At 33.7% G+C, this 21,059-nt stretch carries 20 protein-coding genes; 15 read left to right on the top strand and 5 right to left on the bottom strand.

The features are described 5' to 3' along the window. Positions 1-12: 12 nt before the first annotated feature. From hemA to NG655_RS01620, 11 genes are all read left to right on the top strand, one after another. A complete protein-coding gene (gene hemA / locus NG655_RS01670) occupies positions 13-1,278 on the top strand; it encodes a glutamyl-tRNA reductase (RefSeq protein ID WP_252157615.1) in 1,266 nt (421 codons plus the stop codon). Further along, the gene (gene hemC, locus NG655_RS01665) at positions 1,262-2,170 is read left to right on the top strand and encodes a hydroxymethylbilane synthase (RefSeq protein WP_252157614.1); all 909 of its coding nucleotides are present in this window, start codon (positions 1,262-1,264) and stop codon (positions 2,168-2,170) included. The genes hemA and hemC overlap by 17 nt, the downstream gene beginning before the upstream one ends. Further along, the gene (locus NG655_RS01660; RefSeq protein WP_252157613.1) at positions 2,167-2,841 is read left to right on the top strand and encodes a uroporphyrinogen-III synthase; all 675 of its coding nucleotides are present in this window, start codon (positions 2,167-2,169) and stop codon (positions 2,839-2,841) included. Before hemC ends, NG655_RS01660 begins: the two co-directional genes overlap by 4 nt. Continuing rightward, positions 2,834-3,859, top strand: coding sequence for a uroporphyrinogen decarboxylase (hemE, locus tag NG655_RS01655; RefSeq protein WP_252157612.1), 1,026 nt, complete (start codon positions 2,834-2,836; stop codon positions 3,857-3,859). The genes NG655_RS01660 and hemE overlap by 8 nt, the downstream gene beginning before the upstream one ends. Before the next feature lie 9 nt (positions 3,860-3,868). Continuing rightward, positions 3,869-4,774, top strand: coding sequence for an oxygen-dependent coproporphyrinogen oxidase (hemF, locus tag NG655_RS01650; RefSeq protein WP_252157611.1), 906 nt, complete (start codon positions 3,869-3,871; stop codon positions 4,772-4,774). 50 nt (positions 4,775-4,824) lie between these two features. Next, complete coding sequence (locus tag NG655_RS01645; RefSeq protein WP_252157610.1) at positions 4,825-6,126, top strand: cation:proton antiporter domain-containing protein; 1,302 nt, start codon at positions 4,825-4,827, stop codon at positions 6,124-6,126. A 9-nt stretch (positions 6,127-6,135) separates the two neighbouring features. Next, positions 6,136-7,110: a porphobilinogen synthase gene (gene hemB, locus NG655_RS01640; RefSeq protein WP_252157609.1), complete on the top strand. Its 975-nt coding sequence runs from the start codon at positions 6,136-6,138 to the stop codon at positions 7,108-7,110. Between the two features lie 262 nt (positions 7,111-7,372). Continuing rightward, a complete protein-coding gene (locus NG655_RS01635) occupies positions 7,373-7,849 on the top strand; it encodes a methylated-DNA--[protein]-cysteine S-methyltransferase (protein WP_252157608.1) in 477 nt (158 codons plus the stop codon). Positions 7,850-7,872: 23 nt separating this feature from the next. Further along, positions 7,873-9,024: a serine hydrolase domain-containing protein gene (locus NG655_RS01630; RefSeq protein WP_252157607.1), complete on the top strand. Its 1,152-nt coding sequence runs from the start codon at positions 7,873-7,875 to the stop codon at positions 9,022-9,024. Next, positions 9,014-9,730 (top strand): 3'-5' exonuclease, encoded by a 717-nt coding sequence (locus NG655_RS01625; protein ID WP_252157606.1) that lies wholly within the window; start codon positions 9,014-9,016, stop codon positions 9,728-9,730. The genes NG655_RS01630 and NG655_RS01625 overlap by 11 nt, the downstream gene beginning before the upstream one ends. Next, positions 9,718-11,412, top strand: a complete 1,695-nt coding sequence (locus NG655_RS01620) for a dipeptide ABC transporter ATP-binding protein (protein ID WP_252157605.1) — start codon at positions 9,718-9,720, stop codon at positions 11,410-11,412. Before NG655_RS01625 ends, NG655_RS01620 begins: the two co-directional genes overlap by 13 nt. Before the next feature lie 2 nt (positions 11,413-11,414). Here the strand turns inward: NG655_RS01620 and NG655_RS01615 are convergent, their stop codons facing one another. Genes NG655_RS01615 through NG655_RS01605 form a run of 3 tightly spaced genes read right to left on the bottom strand, consistent with a single transcriptional unit; the run spans position 11,415 to position 14,169 of the window. Further along, a complete protein-coding gene (locus NG655_RS01615; RefSeq protein WP_252157604.1) occupies positions 11,415-12,452 on the bottom strand; it encodes an aldo/keto reductase in 1,038 nt (345 codons plus the stop codon). Positions 12,453-12,454: 2 nt separating this feature from the next. Continuing rightward, entirely contained in the window at positions 12,455-13,393 is a 939-nt protein-coding gene (locus tag NG655_RS01610) for an OmpA family protein (RefSeq protein ID WP_252157603.1), read from the bottom strand. Positions 13,394-13,401: 8 nt separating this feature from the next. After that, on the bottom strand, positions 13,402-14,169 hold the full coding sequence (locus tag NG655_RS01605; protein WP_252157602.1) for an exodeoxyribonuclease III: 768 nt from the start codon (positions 14,167-14,169) through the stop codon (positions 13,402-13,404). Between the two features lie 126 nt (positions 14,170-14,295). Between NG655_RS01605 and NG655_RS01600 the strand changes: the two genes are divergently transcribed. Beyond that, on the top strand, positions 14,296-14,772 hold the full coding sequence (locus NG655_RS01600) for a hypothetical protein (RefSeq protein WP_252157601.1): 477 nt from the start codon (positions 14,296-14,298) through the stop codon (positions 14,770-14,772). Here the strand turns inward: NG655_RS01600 and NG655_RS01595 are convergent. Next, positions 14,769-16,298, bottom strand: coding sequence for a glycine--tRNA ligase (locus tag NG655_RS01595; RefSeq protein WP_252157600.1), 1,530 nt, complete (start codon positions 16,296-16,298; stop codon positions 14,769-14,771). The two genes, NG655_RS01600 and NG655_RS01595, sit on opposite strands and share 4 nt — an antisense overlap. Positions 16,299-16,515: 217 nt before the next feature. Here NG655_RS01595 and NG655_RS01590 point away from each other — a divergent pair, with 217 nt between their 5' ends. Both NG655_RS01590 and NG655_RS01585 read left to right on the top strand, forming a co-directional pair. Then, on the top strand, positions 16,516-17,046 hold the full coding sequence (locus NG655_RS01590; RefSeq protein ID WP_252157599.1) for a ComF family protein: 531 nt from the start codon (positions 16,516-16,518) through the stop codon (positions 17,044-17,046). Positions 17,047-17,083: 37 nt separating this feature from the next. Continuing rightward, positions 17,084-18,721 (top strand): Ig-like domain-containing domain, encoded by a 1,638-nt coding sequence (locus NG655_RS01585; RefSeq protein WP_252157598.1) that lies wholly within the window; start codon positions 17,084-17,086, stop codon positions 18,719-18,721. On the opposite strand, the gene NG655_RS01580 is transcribed toward NG655_RS01585, so the two are convergent. After that, the gene (locus tag NG655_RS01580) at positions 18,675-19,451 is read right to left on the bottom strand and encodes a nitrilase family protein (RefSeq protein WP_252157597.1); all 777 of its coding nucleotides are present in this window, start codon (positions 19,449-19,451) and stop codon (positions 18,675-18,677) included. The two genes, NG655_RS01585 and NG655_RS01580, sit on opposite strands and share 47 nt — an antisense overlap. A gap of 111 nt (positions 19,452-19,562) precedes the next feature. Here NG655_RS01580 and glpK point away from each other — a divergent pair, with 111 nt between their 5' ends. Continuing rightward, a complete protein-coding gene (glpK, locus tag NG655_RS01575) occupies positions 19,563-21,044 on the top strand; it encodes a glycerol kinase GlpK (protein WP_252157596.1) in 1,482 nt (493 codons plus the stop codon). The last annotated feature ends 15 nt before the right edge of the window (positions 21,045-21,059 follow it).

Genomic DNA, 21,059 nt, shown 5'->3' with positions numbered 1-21,059 from the left:
TAGAAAAAATCAATGGAAGTTTCAAATACTAAGAAACATTTTTATGCTATTGGAGTTAGCTATCTAAACGCTGACCTCAAAACGAGAGGTGACTTCAGTCTAAGTTTAACTCAAAAGGATTCCCTTACTCTAGAGGCGAAACGCGAAGGCATTGAAGAAATTCTAATAACATCTACTTGTAACAGAACTGAGGTTTATGCACATGTAAACCATCCCATCCAATTAATAAACCTACTGTGTAAACACTCCCAAGGAACTTTAGCTGTTTTTAATGAAATCGGCTATACTCTGAAAGACCAAGCTGCAATTCATCATATTTTTAAAGTTGGAACGGGACTAGACAGTCAGATTCTCGGTGATTTCGAAATTATTGGTCAGATCAAGCAAGGGTTTTTTAGATCTAAAAAACTCGGAATGGTTCAAGGTTTTATGGAGCGTTTAGTAAATGCTGTAATTCAAGCAAGTAAACGAATCAAAACTGAAACTAAAATTTCTAGTGGGGCAACCTCAGTCGCTTTTGCATCGGTTCAATACATAATAAAAGCAATAGAAAATATTTCAGAAAAAAATATATTGCTTTTTGGAACTGGAAAAATCGGGAGAAATACATGCGAAAATTTAATTAAACATACCGAAAACGATCATATTGTATTAATTAACAGGACACACGAAAAAGCTAAAAACGTTGCTGGGAAATTTAATGTTCTCGTTAAAGAATATGGAGATTTGCCAACGGAAATTAGAAAAACAGACGTTTTAATTGTAGCTACAGGAGCTCAACAACCAACCATTTCAAAAGACATCATACATAAAGATTCACCTCTTTTAATTCTAGATTTATCTATACCGAGCAATGTAAATGCAAATGTAGAGGAACTGGAACAGGTTACTTTGATCAATCTTGACACGCTGTCTCAGATAACTAATAAGACTCTAGAAGACAGAAGAAAATACATTCCTCAAGCTGAAGAAATCTTAGAAGAGGTTAAAGATGAATTCTTGCAATGGCTGGGACATCGTCAATTTGCTCCTGCCTTAAGAGCATTAAAAGCAAAGCTTAAAGCTCAGCAAGCTTCTGAAATTAAAAACCAAGAAAAAAAAGAAAATCATTGTGTTTTTAATTCTGCCACGGTAACTATTTCAGACCAAATAATTCAAAAAATAACTGGTCAACTAGCGAATTACCTTAAAGAAAATCCACAGAAAGCGAATTCAACACTTGATGTGATTAAAGAAGTTTTTCAACTGGATATCAAAGCGCATGAAAAAGCCAATTAGAATAGGAACACGAGAAAGTGCTTTGGCTTTATGGCAAGCACATACGCTTCAAAACCTATTGAAAAAAAAAGGTTTCGAAACAGAATTAGTCCCTATAAAAAGTACGGGAGATTTGGACTTAAATCAACCGCTCTATGAAATGGGTACTACAGGAATTTTTACTAAAACCTTAGATACTGCATTGCTAAATGATCGGATAGATCTGGCAATACACAGCATGAAAGATGTTCCAACTCTGCTGGCAGAAGGGATTCAACAAGCAGCTGTTTTAACCAGAGGTCCTGTTTTAGATGTGATTGTAAAAAAATCAAAATTAGACTTAAACAACAGCTCAACTATTGCTACAGGAAGTTTAAGAAGAAAAGCTCAGTGGTTAGCAAAATATCCAAATCATACTATTGTTCCTCTTCGAGGAAATATACAAACCCGTCTAAAAAAACTACAAGAAGGTGCCTGGGAAGGTGCTATTTTTGCAGAAGCGGCACTTGCTCGATTGGAAGTAAATGAAGATAATGTTGAAGTTTTAGATTGGATGCTACCCGCTCCAGCTCAAGGTGCATTAATGATTGTTTGTAAATCAAATGATCTGGAACTTTTTAATGTTTTACAAGAATTAAATGTTGAAGGAGCCGCTCTTTGTACAAAAATTGAGCGCGATTTTTTACGTACACTCGAAGGAGGTTGTACTGCACCCATTGGTGCAATAGCAACCATTGAAAAAGATCGAGTTCATTTTAGAGGAGGTGTTTTTTCTTTGAATGGAAAAGAAAAATTTACCTGCATAGAATCACAACCTGTGTCTAACGCTGTAAATTTAGGTGTTGAACTTGCCTATAAATTATTACAAAACGGAGCTCAAGATTTACTAAAAGAATTTAAATCTTCTAAATGAAAAGTGTATTAAAAATCCTTTCTACCAAAACTCTTTCGAAAACTCAAAAGAGTCGAATTATAGAATTGGGTCATGCTTATACGGAACGTAATTTTATAAAAACTAAAACGGTTCCCTTTAGTTATGAAGAAAACAATAGTACCTTACTTTTTTCGAGTCAAAACGCAGTAAAATCTGTTTATTCTAAACCCGGTATAAACACAATACTAAAAGACAAAAAATGTTATTGTGTAGGAGAAAAAACAAAAAATCTACTACTCGAAAAAGGTCTGAAAGTGACTCATTTTGAAGAAAATTCGTCTGATTTAGCCTATTTTATAACCAAAAAGGCTAAAAATGAACGTTTTTTGTTTTTCTGCGGAAACGAAAGAAGACCAGAATTAGAAACAATTTTAAAAAAAGAGAAAATTGAAATTGAAGCAACAGAAGTGTACCAAACAATTCTTAAGCCAAAAAAAATGGGTTTTTTTAATGTAATTCTTTTTTACAGCCCAAGCGGTGTCAAAAGTTTTCTTAAACACAATTCACTAGATCAAAGTTTGTGTGTTTGCATAGGGGAAACAACTGCAAGCTCAATTTTGATACCAAAAGAAAATATTCTAATCGCTCCTAAACCAACGATAGAGCATATGATTTATACAATTAAAAAACAGTTACACACTCATGATTAAAAATGATCTATTCTTAAAGGCTTTAGCCGGAGAAACAGTTTCTCGTCCACCGGTTTGGATGATGCGTCAAGCGGGAAGATATTTACCAGATTTCATGAAATTGAAAGCCAAATACGACTTTTTTACTCGTTGTCAAACACCAGAATTAGCAACCGAAATAACGGTTATGCCAATTAAACAAATTGGACCTGATGCTGCAATTTTATTTAGCGATATCCTTGTAGTACTTCAAGCAATGAATATAGAGGTAGAAATGAAACCTAATGTTGGTCCTTGGATTCCAAAACCTATTCGGACCAAAGCTGATTTAGATCAAGTAATTGTTCCTTACGCAGAAGATGCACTTGGATACGTTCTTGATGCAGTTAAAATGACTAAACAAGAACTTAACAATGAAGTTCCTTTAATTGGATTTGCTGGATCCCCATGGACCTTATTGTGCTATGCAGTTCAAGGACAAGGTTCAAAAACTTTTGATAAAGCAAAAGAATTCTGCTTTAAAGAACCTTTGTTAGCACACGAACTTTTACAAAAAATAACAGATACCACAATTGACTATTTGAAAGCGAAAGCCGCATCTGGAGTAAATGCTCTTCAAATATTTGACTCCTGGGGTGGTTTATTATCTCCGGAAGACTATAATACTTTTTCATGGCCTTACATTCAGCAAATTGTTACCGCTGTGAAAGATTTATGCCCTGTAATTGTTTTTGGAAAAGGATGCTGGTTTGCTCTTCAAGACATGTCTAGATCGGGCGCTAGTGCTTTAGGAGTTGATTGGACTTGTTCTGCTCGTAATGCTAGATACTTATCTGGAGGAAATATAACTTTACAGGGAAATTACGACCCACACCAACTTATGTCGCCAATCCCAAAAATTAAAAGCGATGTTAAAAAAATGATTGATGCCTTCGGGAAGGATAAATACATAGTTAACCTGGGACATGGAATTTTACCAAATATTCCTGTAAGCCATGCACAAGCATTTGTTGATGCAGTTAAAGAATATGGGAGCTAATCAAAATTAATGAGAGATACTTTTTACAAATATATATGTGAACTTCAAGATACAATCGTTGCTGCATTAGAATTAGCTGATGGGAAAGCAACTTTTAAAGAAGATCTTTGGAAGCGTCCTGAAGGAGGTGGAGGAAGAACACGGGTTCTTGAAAATGGAGGTGTATTTGAAAAAGGAGGAGTAAACATTTCTGGAGTTCACGGAACACTGCCCAAAAGTATGCAAACGCATTTAAATGTTAGTGAAGCTTCTTTTTATGCTTGTGGCTTAAGTTTAGTGTTACATCCAAAAAATCCTATGGCTCCAACCGTTCATGCAAATTGGCGCTATTTTGAAATGTACGATCTTAATGGAAATATAGTTGATCAGTGGTTTGGAGGTGGTTTAGACTTAACCCCTTATTATCTTTTTGAAGAAGATGCAATTCACTTCCATAGGGTTTGTAAAGAGGCCTGTGATCGTCACGACAAAAACTTTTACCCACAATACAAGAAAAAATGTGATGACTATTTCTGGAATAAACACAGAGATGAGGCTAGAGGTGTTGGTGGTCTGTTTTTTGACTATTTAAAACCGTCTCCTCAGAAATCATTAAAACAATGGTATGATTTTGTAACTGATGTCGCTGATAATTTTCTTGAAGCATATTTACCTATTTTAAACCAAAGAAAAAATCTTGCTTATGATGAAAAACAAAAAAAATGGCAAGAAATTAGAAGAGGACGTTATGTAGAATTTAATCTGGTTCACGATAAAGGAACACTTTTTGGACTTAAAACCAATGGAAGAATTGAAAGTATACTCATGAGTCTTCCCCCAACTGTTCAATGGCACTACGATCATCATTCTGAAAAAAACTCTGAGGAAGAAAAACTTATGGAGATCATCAGAAAACCTCGAAATTGGGTTGAATAATCCAAGCTTATCCGCTTTTTTACTAACTTAACCACAACAAAATTCATCTTATGAATACAGTTTCGATTTTAATTGTACTTCCTCTACTAGTAGTTTTCTCCTATGTGTTTGATGCAATTGCTCGAAAAACTAAATTTCCTTCGGTTATTTTATTAATGTTCACAGGTATTTTAACTCGAACGTTTATGAATTTTTATGGCTTTACAGAGCATGGAGTTCTAGACAAAATAATTCCTGTATTAGGCACAATTGGACTGATATTAATTGTCTTAGAAGGTGCACTTGAATTGGATATAAAAAAAGAAAAATTACCTATTATTCTAAAAGGTTTTTTAGCAGCAGTATTGATTTTAATAATCAACATTCTTGTCATCAGCTGGACTTTTGAAAACATACTCTCAATTGAACACAAAACAGCAGTGATTTTTGCTATCCCATTAGCAATTATTAGTAGTGCTGTAGCAATACCGTCTGCCGCAGGATTATTAAAACAAGAAAAAGAGTTTGTTGTTTTTGAATCAACTTTCTCGGACATTCTTGGAATTATGATCTTTAATTATGCTATAAGACAGTTTGAATCTAACCAAGCACTCTTAAGTCCAGAATCTATAGTGTCTCTTGGATTACAAATAATTGGAGTTATTGTTGTTTCCATAATGATTACCTGTTTACTCTTTCAATTGATTCAAAAAATAGAACATAACGTAAAATTCTTCCTCATCCTTGCATTACTTGTTTTAGTGTATGCATTTGGAAAGTTACTTCACCTCCCTGCTCTTGTAACAATATTTATTTTTGGATTATTTTTAAGTAATGTAAAATCCTTACTCCCACAATTTTTAAAACGTTATTTAGATCTAGAAAAATCTGAAAAAGGGCTTCATGAATTTCACATATTAACAGCAGAATCTACTTTTTTAGTGAAAACTTTTTTCTTTTTATTCTTTGGATTTTCTATTAGTATAACTGAATTTGATTCAGGGACACCATTTGTTTACGGACTCTTGATTATTGGGATAATGTTTGTAATTCGTTATTTATATTTTACAGCTACTACATTCAAAATAAAACCATCTGCCCTTGTTTACATGTCTCCAAGAGGTCTTATTAGTATTTTATTGTTTCTTCAAATTAAAGAAGTTTCATTTATTGACAGTAGTAATTCACAAATTAATGAACAAGTGCTATTAGTTGTAATTCTAGCGTCTATGCTTATAATGACGTTGGGTACAATGAAAAAAACCAAACAAGAAAAAGAAGATATTTTTGAAGAAAATATTGAAGAATCAAATAACAATTCATTGGACACTTTCTTAGAGGAACTTGCCGATGATAAAGATAAACTTACTTAAACCAGTGTCATGTATCCATTAAAAAGAAACAGAAGATTAAGAAGTTCAGATGCAATAAGATCACTGGTACAAGAGAATCATCTTTCTCCAAATGATTTTATTGTACCCCTTTTTGTAGTAGAAGGAACTAACATAAAAGAAGAAATTAGTTCAATGCCCGACTACTATAGAATGAGCTTAGACAATTTAAAAAAAGAAGTTAAAGAGCTCTATTCGATGGGGCTAAAAACGGTTTTATTATTTGTTAAAGTTCCAGATAACTTAAAGGACAATAAAGGAACAGAAGCTTTAAACCCAAAAGGGTTAATGCAAAGAGCAATAGTTCTTATTAAAGAAACTGTTCCAGATATGGTTATTATGACCGATGTTGCTCTGGATCCGTACTCCTCTGTTGGTCACGACGGAATAGTAGATCAAGGAACCATAGTTAATGATGCTACCGTGGATGTATTGGCTCAAATGGCACTTTCTCATGCTCAGGCAGGGGCAAATTTTGTTGCTCCAAGCGATATGATGGATGGTAGAATTTTGGCCATTCGCTCGCTTCTTGAAGCTGAAAATTTTCATGATACTGGTATTATGAGTTATAGTGCAAAATACGCATCTGGATTTTATGGTCCATTCCGATCTGCTCTGGACTCCGCTCCAGGTTTCGGAGATAAAAAAACCTATCAGATGGATTTCCACAACCGGAAAGAAGCACTTATAGAAACCGAAATGGATATAGAGGAAGGGGCAGATATTGTTATGGTTAAACCTGGTCTTGCTTATTTAGATATCATTAGAGACCTGAATAACACCATTGAAGTACCCATCGCTGCATATCAAGTTAGTGGTGAATATGCTATGCTTAAAGCTGCTGCTCAAAAAGGATGGTTAGACTATGATGTTGTTATGTATGAACAACTTATTTCTTTTAAAAGAGCCGGAGCTTCAATGATTGCTACTTACTCTGCTAAAGATGCTGTTAAAGTTTTAGGTTAACAGTCTTAATTTATCTAGTTTAATTTATAAAATCTCACTCTCTACTTGTCTTGAATAGACATAGAATTGTTTTTACAAACAATATTGAAGTAGCTAACCCTAGTAGATAAATAAACTATTTTTTATCAAATAAATGGTGTAGTTCTTCAGGGTATAGTATTCCAATAACTAGTAAAAATATATATAAAGCCCCAGCTTTTTCAGGAGGTATTGCATATAAATTGTAAATGTTATCTTTAAAATTGACATTCAAAATACTTAGATGAAAACTATTTACATCAAAAATGATATTGGGGTTCTTCAAATAACGGGCAGTGTTAATGGAGTTGAGCGAATTAGAATTGATGAAAATGATTCATATGAAAAAAGTATAGTGCCGGAATACTTAAAAAAATGTGTTCAAGAAATTGAAGAATATATTCAAGGGACAAGAACAGATTTTACTTTTATGATGAATCCAAAGGGTACAGATTTCCAAAAGAAAATTTGGCGAATTATTAATGAAGTTTCATTTGGAAAAACAGCAACTTACCTTCAAATAGCAAGAATATATGGGAACACAAAAGCAGTTCGAGCAGTCGCAGCGGCTATTGGAAAAAACCCTATCTTAGTTGCAATTCCATGTCATCGAATTATAGGGAGTAATGGAAAACTTGTTGGTTATGCTGCGGGTCTTCATAAAAAAAAATGGCTATTAAAAAATGAAGGATTCTCTTTTCAAAGTGAATTTTCTTTTTAAGAATTAAATTATTATCAACGTATATGAAAAAAGTATTCAAAGTCCTTGTAGGAATTTTTATAGTGTTATTTGCGCTTCTGTATATAAGTGGAAATAGTTATGTTATCCCTGGGCTAATTAAAATATATGGAACAGGACATACAACAGCATTTTTACACGATTATAATGTTTTTGATAACCGAACGGTAGAGGCTGCGGACCTACCTCAAGAATGGCCTCTACATCAAAAATATAATACGATAGAACCAACAAAAAGATTATTAGATGCTCATGATGAATTTAAGAGTGTAGCTTATTTAATTATAAAAAACGACAGTATTTTTCACGAAAAGTATTACGATGGCTATACTGAAACTTCCAAGAGCAATTCATTTTCTATGTCAAAAAGTATGGTAACCGCAATGCTCGGAAAAGCAATAGAACAGGGTAAAATTAAAGGTCTAAACCAAAAAGTTGGTGATTTTTTTGAGGAATTTAATCATGAAGAAAATGCTTCAAAACTAACCGTTGGTGATTTAGCTAGTATGGCTTCTGGATTAGATTGGATTGAAGAATATTATAATCCATTAAATATTACAACAAAATCATACTTTACAGATGACCTTAAGGGTCTTTTAAGAAACAGAAAAATAACGAGTACTCCAGGTAAAGAATACGTTTATTTAAGCGGAAATACACAGCTACTCGGAATGGTAATTAGTGAGGCTGTTGGAGAAAACTTAAGCACTTATTTTTCAAAAAACTTTTGGAAACCTCTGGGTGCAAATGAAGATGCCTTATGGCAAATTGACAGCGAAAAAAATGGAATGGAAAAAGCATTTTGTTGCTTTGCGTCAAATGCAAAAGATTTTGCTCGTATTGGTAAATTATATAAAGACTACGGAAAATGGAACGGTAAACAAATTATCGATTCTAGTTATGTAGCCTTAAGTATTCGACCAAGATTTGAAGAAAGTCCTGAATACGGATATGGTTGGTGGTTATCTACCTTCGACAATAAATCTGTTTTTGCCATGCGAGGTCATTTAGGGCAATATGTAATTGTAATTCCTGAAGACAATTTAATTGTGGTGCGCTTAGGGCATCTTACCCAAAAAGTAGCAGAAGGCGCTTTTCCTGAAGTTTTCGATTTATATATTGAAGAAGCCTACAAAATGTTAAACAATGCTGAGTAAAAATAATTTAACGAAAATTCTATTTCTGGACATCGAAACAGTTCCTGAAGAAGAAAATTTCGATCAATTATCTCCTTACAAAAAGGAACTCTGGGCTCAAAAATCTGCTTATCAAAGAAAGGAAGATGAATCTCCTGAGGAATTTTATGAACGTGCTGGTATATGGGCAGAATTTGGAAAAATAGTTTGTATCTCTGTTGGTTATTTTGTGATTCAAAACTCCGAAAGAAATTTTAGAATTAAAACATTCTTTGGAGATGAAAAGCAGCTGTTAACCGAATTTAAAGAATTACTTGATAATCATTTTAATCTTAAAACTCACGTTCTTTGTGCTCATAATGGTAAGGAATTTGATTTTCCATATATCGCAAGAAGAATGATTATAAACAATATATCGCTCCCCAAAAGTTTAAACTTATTTGGAAAAAAACCATGGGAAATTCCACATTTAGACACTATGCATCTTTGGCGTTTTGGCGATTATAAAAATTACACCTCATTAAAATTACTAGCTGAAGTATTGGGGATTCCTAGTCCAAAAGATGATATCGACGGAAGTGAGGTTGCTCATGTGTATTATATCGAAAAAAATATTGACAGAATTGTAACTTACTGTGAAAAAGACGTAGTAACTATAGCTCAGGTTGTATTACGATTTATGAACGAACCTTTATTGGAATCTGAAGAAATAATATGGCTAAACTAAACAATAAAAACAATGTTAAAGTTCGAGATTTTTCCCTTTCAATAAAGGGTAAAACCATATTAAAGAACATAAGTTTTGAAATAAAAACGAACGAAATAGTAGCCATGGTTGGGGAATCTGGAAGCGGAAAATCTTTAACAGCACTTTCATTATTAGGATTATTACCTACAGAAAAAATTTCTATTGATTCTGGATCTATTCAGTTTAATAATAAGGAATTATTAAACCTAGACGAAGCGCAATGGCGAACAATTCGGGGAAACCAAATAAGTATGGTGTTTCAAGAACCACAATCTTCTTTAAATCCTACAATGCGTTGTGGTCATCAGGTTGAAGAAATTATCAAAGAACATTATAAAAACAAATATTCAGCAGACGAAAGAAAGAGCAAAGTAATCAATGCTTTTGATCGTGTTAAACTTCCTAATCCTGAACGAATTTACAGTGCTTATCCCCATGAAATTAGTGGAGGCCAAAAACAACGAGTAATGATTGCCATGGCTCTGATGAATGAGCCTTCTTTATTAATCGCAGATGAACCAACTACAGCCTTAGATGTTCAGGTTCAAAAAGAAATTATAGACCTTTTAAAAGAGTTACAACAAGAATATAAAATGAGTATTTTATTTATTTCTCATGACCTTTCTTTAGTTTCTCAGCTTGCAGATAAAATTGTTGTTTTGTATCAAGGAAGTGTTGTTGAAATAGGAACTCCACAAGAAATTTTCAAAACTCCTAAAGAACAATATACCCGAGCTTTAATACAGGCACGTCCCAAACCTAATAAAAGATTAAAAAAACTGCCTACGATTGAAGATTTCAAACTCAAAGTGATAGAGGAGGAACTTGTAAGCTTAAAAGAGCGAAATAAGAGGTTAGAAAAAATATATGCTCAGGAGCCTTTATTATCTGTTCGCAATTTAAATAAAACCTATACTTCGAGGAATGGATTTTTTGGGAAACAGGAAAAATTTACAGCAATTAATGACCTTTCTTTTGATTTATATCCTGGAGAAACATTGGGTTTAGTTGGTGCTTCAGGATGTGGGAAATCAACTTTAGGGAAGGCGTTAGTTTATTTAAACAAACCGTCTAAAGGTGAGATTTTTTATAAAGGGAAATCATTGTCAAAATTAAATTCAAGTGAAATTAGACGTTTAAGGACTGAAGTACAGTTTATCTTTCAGGACCCTTATGCAGCTCTTCATCCACAAAAAAAAATAGGAAATGCTATTCTTGAACCTATAGAAGCTCACCAGATTTTACCTTTTAACCAAAGAAAAAATAGAGTTATTGATTTATTAGATCAAGTAGGTTTAAACCAATCCTATTTCAATCGTTATCCACATGAATTATCTGGAGGCCAAAGACAACGCGTTGTAATTGCTCGAGCATTGGCTGTAGATCCATCGGTTTTAATCTGCGATGAATCTGTCGCTGCACTTGATATTTCTGTTCAAGCTCAAGTATTAAATCTGTTAAATGAGCTTCAGGAAAAATTAAAACTATCTTATCTGTTTATTTCACATGATCTTTCTGTAGTTCAGTTCATTTCAGATAAAATAATGGTAATGGATCGGGGAGAAATCGTTGAATATAAAGAGGCAGATGAATTGTATAGAAACCCACAAGAGAAAGCCACTCAAAAACTAATCGAAGCCATTCCTAAAGTTGCTTTTTAAATTTAAGGAGCAGGATTAGGAATCTTATTGTGAACTGCTTCAATCTCTTTCATTATTTCTTTAGAAAGCGTAAGATCAATACTACCAATATTTTCTTGAAGTTGCTCTAAATTAGTTACTCCAATAATGTTAGAAGTTAAAAAAGGCTGCTGATTTACAAAAGCTAAAGCCATTTGAGTCAAACTAATTCCATGGTTCTTAGCTATCTGATAATAATGCTCTGTAGCTTCTATGGATTGATCACTGTTATAGCGTGCCATATTAGGAAACACTGTTAAACGTGCTTTATCTAAGTTATGACCTCCTCTATATTTTCCAGTTAAGCGGCCAAATCCTAATGGAGAATAAGCTAATAGTCCAATCTCTTCGCGCATACACATTTCTGAATTTCCAATTTCAAAAACTCGAGTCAGTAAAGAGTATGGGTTTTGAATTGTTATTGCTTTTGGAAGTCCTTTTTTAGATAATTCTAAATAGCGCATAAGCCCCCAAGGCGATTCATTTGAAATCCCTATATGTCTTATTTTACCTGCTTTTATTAGGTCATCTAAAGCCTCAAGGGCTTCCTCAAAATTATCGGTCCAAGTATCTTTAGGATTGTGTACATATCCTCTTTGACCAAAGAAATTAGTCATTCGTTCTGGCCAATGTAACTGATATAAGTCTATATAATCCGTTTTTAGTCGCTTTAAAGAATTATCTAAAGCTTCCGTTATATTTCTTTTATCAAAACTCATATTATCTCTGATATGAGCAGTGTAAGATCCCGGTCCTGCAGCTTTTGTTGCTAAAACTACCTTAGATCTATTTCCTGTTTTTTGAAACCAATTACCCATAATTCTTTCGGTTTCACCTTGTGTTGTTGCGTTTGCAGGAACGGGATATAATTCTGCTGTATCAAAGAAATTAACCCCTTGATCTAAAGAAAGGTCCATCTGATCAAAACCCTCTTGTTCCGTGTTTTGGTTTCCAAAGGTCATGGTTCCTAAACAAATTTTACTTACTTTAATATCTGTTCCCGGTAATGTAGTGTATTTCATATTTAATCTAAGTCTTGCAGAAGTCTTCCTATTTCATCTAATTTAGGAGCTAAGATAACTTCTATACGTCTGTTTTTTGATTTATTTGTAGCGCTGTTATTAGGAACTAAAGGACTAAATTCCCCTTTCCCTGCAGCAGTAATATTTTCAGGTAATACTCCTTTATTTTTCAATAATAAATTTACAATTGCAGTTGCTCTTTTTACGGATAAATCCCAATTTCCAGATAGTTTAGAATCTCCTATATAAGGCTCGTTGTCTGTATGTCCCTCGATTAAAACTGCAATTTCTTTATTTTGAGATAAAACCATTGCGAGCTGGTTAATTGCTTTCTTACCCTCTGTTCCTGGAGTCCAACTTCCTGATTTAAATAGTAATTTGTTTTCCATTGAAACATAGACTTTACCATTGCGTTGTTCTACTGTTAATCCTTTTCCGTCGAAACTTAAAAGTGCTTTACTCAATGAAGATTTTAACTTAGATAAAAGTGCTTCTTTATTTGCAATTACGCGCTCTAATTCGTCTACTCTCGCAATTCTAGCTGCAAGCTCGTTTTGGAGTGAATCAAGGTCTGCTCGTTCGTCTAAAAGTTCAGATTCTTTTATTTGAATTTCATCTAACAAACTCCTATTCTGATCTATACTTTCTTGCAATGCAGCGTTACTATTTTGTTCTAATGCTTTATAGGAAGCTTCTAAAGTTTCATAACTTTTTTTAGAGGCATCTAATTCTAATTCAATTTTTTCAAACTGCTTTATCAAGTCTCCGTAATGATACCTTAAGGAGTCGTAGCGAACTAAAAGAGAACTGTTTTCTTTTTCTAGAGAAGAATGGTCAACCTTTAGCTGGGCATAACTACTTTCTATTTCGTTAAACATCTTAGAGGAAACGCAACCAACTAAAGAAACTGCTGTAAAGTAAAGTAATACTATCTTTTTCATAGAATTTTTTATTTATTAAAATCTAATTCAACTGCTACGGGACAATGATCAGAATGGTGTGCCTCGGATAGAATATATGCCCTTGATATCTTCTCTTGAAGAGACTTTGTTACCATTGCATAATCTAGTCGCCATCCTTTGTTATTGGCTCTAGAATTAGCTCGATAACTCCACCAACTGTATTGATGGGGTTCTTGATTTAATTCTCGAAAAGAGTCAATAAAACCTTGATTTATCAATTGATCCATCCAAGCACGTTCTTCTGGCAAAAACCCAGACACTTTTTTGTTACGAACAGGATCATGAATATCTATTGCTTTATGACAAATGTTATAATCTCCACACACTATTAAGTTTGGGATTTGTTTTTTTAATTCTTCTAGATAGGTACTCATTTCGTCCATGAATTGGAACTTATATTCTAAACGATCAAGGTTAGTACCCGAGGGTAAATACATACTAATTACAGAACATTCATCAAAATCAGCTCGGATTACTCGACCTTCGAAGTCCATCTGTTCTATTCCTGTTCCAAATTCAATATGATTTGGTTTTTGCTTACAAATTAGAGCGACTCCACTGTACCCCTTTTTCTGTGCAGAAAACCAATAATGGTGATACCCAAGTTTTTCGATTGCTTCTACATCTACCTGCTCTTCCTGAGCCTTAGTTTCTTGAAGACATAACACGTCTGGTTTAGCGGAAGCCAACCAACCTATAAAGTCTTTTTTGAAGGCAGCGCGAATGCCGTTTACGTTATAAGAAATGATTTTCATGATCACACTAAATTACTGATATAGTTTTATATATTTGAGCTACAACCCAAATCTTTTTATATAATGAATGTTAATAATTCACACTCCTACACTTGCCTTATTTTACTTTTAATTTTTTCTTTAAAAATGGGGTATTCTCAAGAAGAAAATCAAAAAACATATAAACACGAAATCCGTGTAGATGTTTTTCAACTTATTGTTTTGCCTGCAATTGAATTAACTTATGAACACTTTATTGATCCTCAGTCCAGTTGGGGAGGAACTGTTCTTATAAATTTTGATAATTCAATGGATTACAGAAGCGAAAACTTTGAAATCTCTCCTTTTTACAGACTTTATTTTCAGAAAGAAGTTGAAGCTAATCAAGGGTTTTTTGCTCAAGCATTCATGAGTTTAACTCAAGGTAACTTTGATGAATATGATGGTGATCCAAATCAAACAGACACAACAATTGGAATTGCAGCTGGTGCACTTTTTGGAACCAAATGGGTAAACAAAAAGAAAGCTTCTTTTGAGATAAGCATTGGCATTGGCCGCTATTTAAACAACCTAGATATAACTGCTTATCCAAGAATCAATTTTTCAATCGGAAAGCGATTTTAAATACTTTTTAACCAGTTTTTTATATCCAATTTTTCGTTAAGAATTCCACTTATTGAATCTAAAGCAACACGCTCTTGTTTCATGGTATCACGATCTCGTAAGGTTACTGTTTGGTCCTCTAATGTTTGATGATCAATGGTAATACAATACGGGGTTCCAAGCGCATCTTGACGACGGTAACGTCTTCCTACTGCATCCTTTTCATCATAAGCAACTGCATGATCCCACTTTAAATCATCCATTAATTTTTTCGCTACTTCAGGAAGGCCATCTTTTTTTACTAGAGGTAAAACAGCTATTTTAGTAGGAGCTAAAATTGCAGGTAACTTAAGTAAGGTTCTTGTGCTACCATCTTCAAGAGTTTCCTCGCGAAGAGCCCAAGAAAATACAGCTAAGAACATACGGTCTAATCCTACTGAAGTTTCAACTACATAGGGGACATAATTTTCGTTACGCTCTGGATCAAAATACTGAAGTTTTTTCCCCGAAAACTCTTCGTGGCTACTCAAATCAAAATCTGTTCTGGAATGAATCCCCTCTAATTCTTTGAAACCAAAAGGAAACTTAAATTCGATGTCAGCTGCTGCGTCTGCATAATGAGCTAATTTCTCATGATCATGGAAGCGGTAATTTTCTTCACCCATTCCTAAGGACAGGTGCCAACTTAAACGAGTTTTTTTCCACTCTTCATACCACTCTTTTTGTGTACCAGGAGGAATAAAGAATTGCATTTCCATTTGTTCAAATTCGCGCATACGGAAAATGAATTGACGTGCTACGATTTCATTTCTAAAAGCTTTTCCAGTCTGAGCTATTCCAAAAGGAATTTTCATTCGTCCAGTTTTTTGAACATTCAAAAAGTTTACAAAAATTCCCTGTGCAGTTTCTGGTCTTAAATAAAGGTTCATAGCAGATTCTGCAGAGGCTCCTAATTTCGTTCCAAACATTAAATTAAACTGTTTAACATCGGTCCAGTTTCTAGAGCCTGATTCTGGGCATGCTATTTCAAGCTCTTCAATCAACGCTTTAACATCAGCAAGGTCTTCTTTTTCAAGCGATTGTCCCAATCGTTTTAGAATGGTGTTTATTTTTTCTTGATACCCAAGAACCCTAGGGTTTGTAGTTTTAAATTCTTCAGGATTAAAAGCTGCACCAAAACGTTTAGCTGCTTTGGTTATTTCTTTATCAATTTTATTTTCAATTTTACCACAATAGTCCTCAACCAAGACATCTGCACGATATCTTTTCTTCGAATCTTTGTTGTCTATTAATGGATCATTAAAGGCGTCAACATGGCCAGAAGCTTTCCAAGTTGTTGGATGCATAAATATTGAGGCATCGATCCCAACAATATTATAGTGTAGTTGAACCATGGATTTCCACCAGTAGTCTCGGATATTCTTTTTTAATGCAACGCCATTTTGAGCATAGTCGTATACGGCACTTAAACCGTCGTATATTTCACTTGAAGGAAATACAAATCCGTATTCTTTTGCATGTGAAATGATTTTTTTGAAATCTGTCATACAGCAAAAATAATCCTTTTTCGTATTTTACGAAGACCAAATCTTATTTTACATGAAAAACTTCATAAAAGAATTTTTAAGGGACTTCTCTAACTTGTTTTTCCCACCCATTTGTTTGGGTTGTAAAACCCCTTTAATTCCAAATGAATTAACAATCTGCGTGCACTGTCAACTTCAATTACCCTTTACCTATTTTCATCTTTATAAAAATAACTTAATGATGCAAAAACTAACTCCTAGGTTAAAACTTGAACTTGCTACTGCTCTCTGCTATTTCGAAAGTAACAGTGTAGTTGAAAGACTTATCTATCATTTAAAATATGGAAATCAAGAGCAATTGGGGTCTTATTTTGGTAAAATTGCTAGTGAATTAATTCATAAGAATATTTTTATGGACATAGACGCTGTGATCCCTGTTCCGCTTCATTCTAAAAGAAAACGTAAAAGAGGATATAACCAAGTAACCCTATTTGGAAAAGAAATAGCAAATTATTTAGGGGTGCCTTTAATAGAAAATGAACTCGTTAGAATTGAAAACACCAAACAACTAGCAAAGACATCTCCTTTAGATCGGGCCTTAGTTTTAAAAAATGCTTTTCAGTATAAAACTAAAAATGACAAGCCCAAACATTTTTTGCTTGTTGATGATGTAATTACAACGGGAGCAACTCTTGTTGCTTGCGGAAAACTTTTAACTTCAAATTCAAAAAATAGATTAAGCATTGCTACTATTGGATATAGAAATTAACCGATTTATCCGTTAATTTGCATTTAAACTCATATTAATGCGGAAACATATTATTTATATCCTGGGAATACTCCTTATATTGTCTGTTTCTCAGTGTGCCAAAAGAGGGATTCCAACTGGAGGAAGTAAAGATTCCTTACCTCCTGTATTAATAAAAGCAAATCCCCCACTCAATACTGTTTTTTTTGATGAGGAAAAAATAACGTTAGAATTTGATGAATACATTAAGCTCAATAACATTACTACTCAACTAGTAACTTCACCTCCCCTAGAACCTTTTCAATACAAAATATCTCCAGAAACCACGGTCAGTAAAAAAGTTCAAATTGAATTTCTAGACTCCCTAAAACCAAACATCACCTACACATTCAATTTTGGTTCGGCTATTGAAGATTTTAACGAACAAAATCCGCTTACCTATTTTAGTTACATTTTCTCTACGGGCTCTGTAATTGACTCTCTTTTTTTGGAAGGAACCGTTAAAGATGCCTATGAAAAAGAAACCGACGAATTTATTTCCGTTCATCTATACCCGGTAGACTCTACCTTTACTGACTCAACAATCTACAACAAAAAACCTTTTTATATTTCAAACACTTTAGATAGCGTATACTTTAAACTGCAAAATCTTAGTGCAGGAACATATGAAATGATTGCTTTAAAAGACGAAGGTAAAAATTATCTTTTTGACCAAAATATAGATAAAATAGGGTTCTTTAAAGAGCCTGTTAAACTACCTGGAGATTCGATTAGGTTTCCTGTTTTGTTTAAAGAAATTCCAAACTTCGGCTGGTCAAGGCCACAATACATTAATAATCATCATATCATTTTTGGTTACTTTGGGGATGTTACTGGAGAAACAATTGATCTTGTTAGCGAGGTTGACGAAGATTTTAAATATTTAATAACAAAACACACAGAATCTGATACTTTAGATTTCTGGTATTCTGGAGTTGAAAAAATTGATTCTTTAGTTTTTAATCTATCCGATAAAGACTCTTTGAAACAAGTAGTTATTAAACCTGCTAAACCAAAAGTGGATTCCTTAGAATTTAGTTTTTCTCACAAAAGATTTCTTGATTTCATGGACACCCTATCGATTAAAGCAACCCTTCCCGTTGTGAAACTGGATGAATCATTAATTGAAATTAGAGACATCGATTCGGTTATTGTACCTTTCAAATCATTAATAAATGAGCATAAAAATGAAATTATTTTTGATTTTAATAAAACATTAAATGATTCTTATACAATTCAAATTCTTCCTAATGCCGTAACCGATTTTTGGGGAGATACAAATGATACTTTAACAACCAAGCTTCAAACTAAAAAATTAGAAAACTATGGTGTCATAATTTTAAATGTCGAGACTGATAGTGATTATAACTATTTCATTGAACTTATCGATTCTACAGGGAAAACTATTCGCAAATATTTGAAAAATGAATATGGAAAATATACTTTCAACTATTTGAATCCTGGAGATTATGGTGTTCGATTGGTTAAAGATATCAATGAAAACAACAAATGGGATACCGGTAATTACCTTAAAAAAATTCAGCCTGAAGAAGTTATTTATATGGAAGGTGAGATTACTTTACGTGCAAATTGGGATCAAAACGAAACATTTATTGTAAAAGGAAGGAGTCTTGATCTTCAAGAAAATTTAGAGTAGTTCTAACTTCATCTTGAACTTTTTTATCTAAGATTGTTTCTAAAACACCTCCTTCTTCCCTGGGAGAAATAGCAGCATGACCTAACAAATCATACACTACAGAATGCCCAGGGTACTCATTCTTTTTAGCATCTTTTCCTATTCTATTTACTCCAATAACATAACTCATGTTTTCTATTGCTCGTGCTTTTAGTAATGCGTCCCAAGCATTAATTCTTGGAGCTGGCCAATTCGCTACAAAAACCAATAAATCATAAGTGTTTTTATTTCTAGACCAAACTGGAAAACGTAAATCATAGCATATGCGTAAACACACATTCCACCCTTTAAAATTAAAAATACATTGATCTTTCCCTTCTTCATAAACTTGATCTTCACCTGCTAATGTAAACAAGTGTCTCTTGTTATAATAATGTGTAGAACCATCATCATTGACCCATACAAATCGGTTGTAAAATTTTCCGTTCTCCTCTACCACTAAACTTCCTGCAATTGCAGCTCCTAGTTTTACACTCCAATTTTTCATCCAGGTAATGGTAGTTCCTGACATTGATTCGGCAACCGATTTTGGATTCATTGTAAAACCTGAGGAAAACATTTCTGGCAAAAAAATAACATCAGCTCTCTTAGAGACTTTATTTAAATAAAATTCAATGTGCTTTCGGTTTTCGCCAGGTTGTTCCCAAACTAGATCCGTCTGAATTAAAGCTACATTCAATTTAGTTTCCATTTTAATATTTTAAATAAAAATACATAAAAATGATGTGCTTTTAAGGGGTCTATAATCCGAACTGAGACATTTTCTTTTATCTTTAAAGTTGGAGACTAAAACAACTAGACTATGGAAAAGAAATACATCGTGGCTTTTGACCAAGGAACCACAAGCACAAGAGCTATAATTTTTGATAAAAAAGGGGGTATTGTTTCTATTTCTCAAAAAGAATTAAAACAACACTATCCTAAATCGGGCTGGGTAGAGCATGATGCAAACGATATAATTAAGGACCAATTGGAAGCCTTCGAAAAAGTAATGCTAGAAACTGGAATTAATCCCTCTGAAATAGCTTCAATTGGTATTACAAATCAAAGAGAAACAACTGTTGTATGGGATAAAAATACAGGGGAACCAATCCATAAAGCTATTGTATGGTTAGATAAAAGAACAACTCCAATTTGTGAAGAATTAAAAGCATTAGGGCTAGAAACTTATGTAAATGAAAATACAGGCTTAATTATTGACTCCTATTTTTCGGGTACAAAACTAAAATGGATTTTAGATGAAGTTCCTGGTTCCAGAGAACGTGCAGAAGCTGGAGAATTACTTTTTGGCACCATTGACTCTTGGCTTATATACAAACTTACAAAAGGTAAAAAACACCTAACGGATCATTCAAACGCCTCGCGAACAATGATCTATAATATTAAAACTTTAGCTTGGGATGAAAAAATTCTCAAAGCAATGAATATACCAAGCTCAATGCTTCCTCATGTTCAAGAATCGTCTTCAAATTTTGGAAATTTAAACTTTAAAGGAATTGAAATTCCAATTTATGGAGTTGCTGGAGATCAGCAAGCAGCTCTTTTTGGTCAAGGTGGTCATCAGCCTGGAATGGCAAAGAACACCTATGGAACGGGATGTTTTCTTCTTTTAAATACTGGAACAGATCATTTGGTTTCTAAAAATGGTCTTTTAACAACCTTAGCTTGTAGCATAGAGAATGAAAAACCGAATTACGCTTTAGAAGGAAGTATTTTTATTGGAGGTGCTTCTATCCAATGGCTTCGAGATCAATTAAATCTTATCAATCAAGCTGAAGAAACAGAAGTAATATGTAAATCCATTCCACCTCTTGAAGATCTTTATATTGTTCCTGCATTTGCTGGTTTAGGTGCGCCGTATTGGGATGCAAAAGCAAAGGGGGCTATTCACGGAATAACACTTGACATTGGCAAAAAAGAACTTACAAAAGCAACTGTAGAAGCTATGGCATATCAAACAAAGGATGTAATTAACGCAATGTTAGAAGATAGTGGATCCTCAATTATTTCTTTAAAAGTTGACGGGGGTGCTTCAGCAAATAATTATTTAATGCAATTCCAGTCTGACATTTTAAATGTAGAAGTTGATCGTCCTAAAATGCTTGAGGTAACTGCTTTAGGAGCTGCTTTTTTAGCGGGTATTAAAGCTGGGTTTTGGACACTAGATTCAATCGAAGAAGTTCGAGAAAGAGAAACGCTTTTTAGTCCAATTATGACCCAACAAGCTCGAGAAGCTAAATATAATGGCTGGTTAAATGCTGTTGAACGGACCAAATCTAAATAACATATCGTAAAAATA

The sequence above is a fragment of the Candidatus Arcticimaribacter forsetii genome (assembly GCF_910589745.1).
In the GTDB taxonomy this organism is placed as follows: domain Bacteria; phylum Bacteroidota; class Bacteroidia; order Flavobacteriales; family Flavobacteriaceae; genus Arcticimaribacter; species Arcticimaribacter forsetii.
This window is presented reverse-complemented; position numbering and strand designations above follow the sequence as displayed.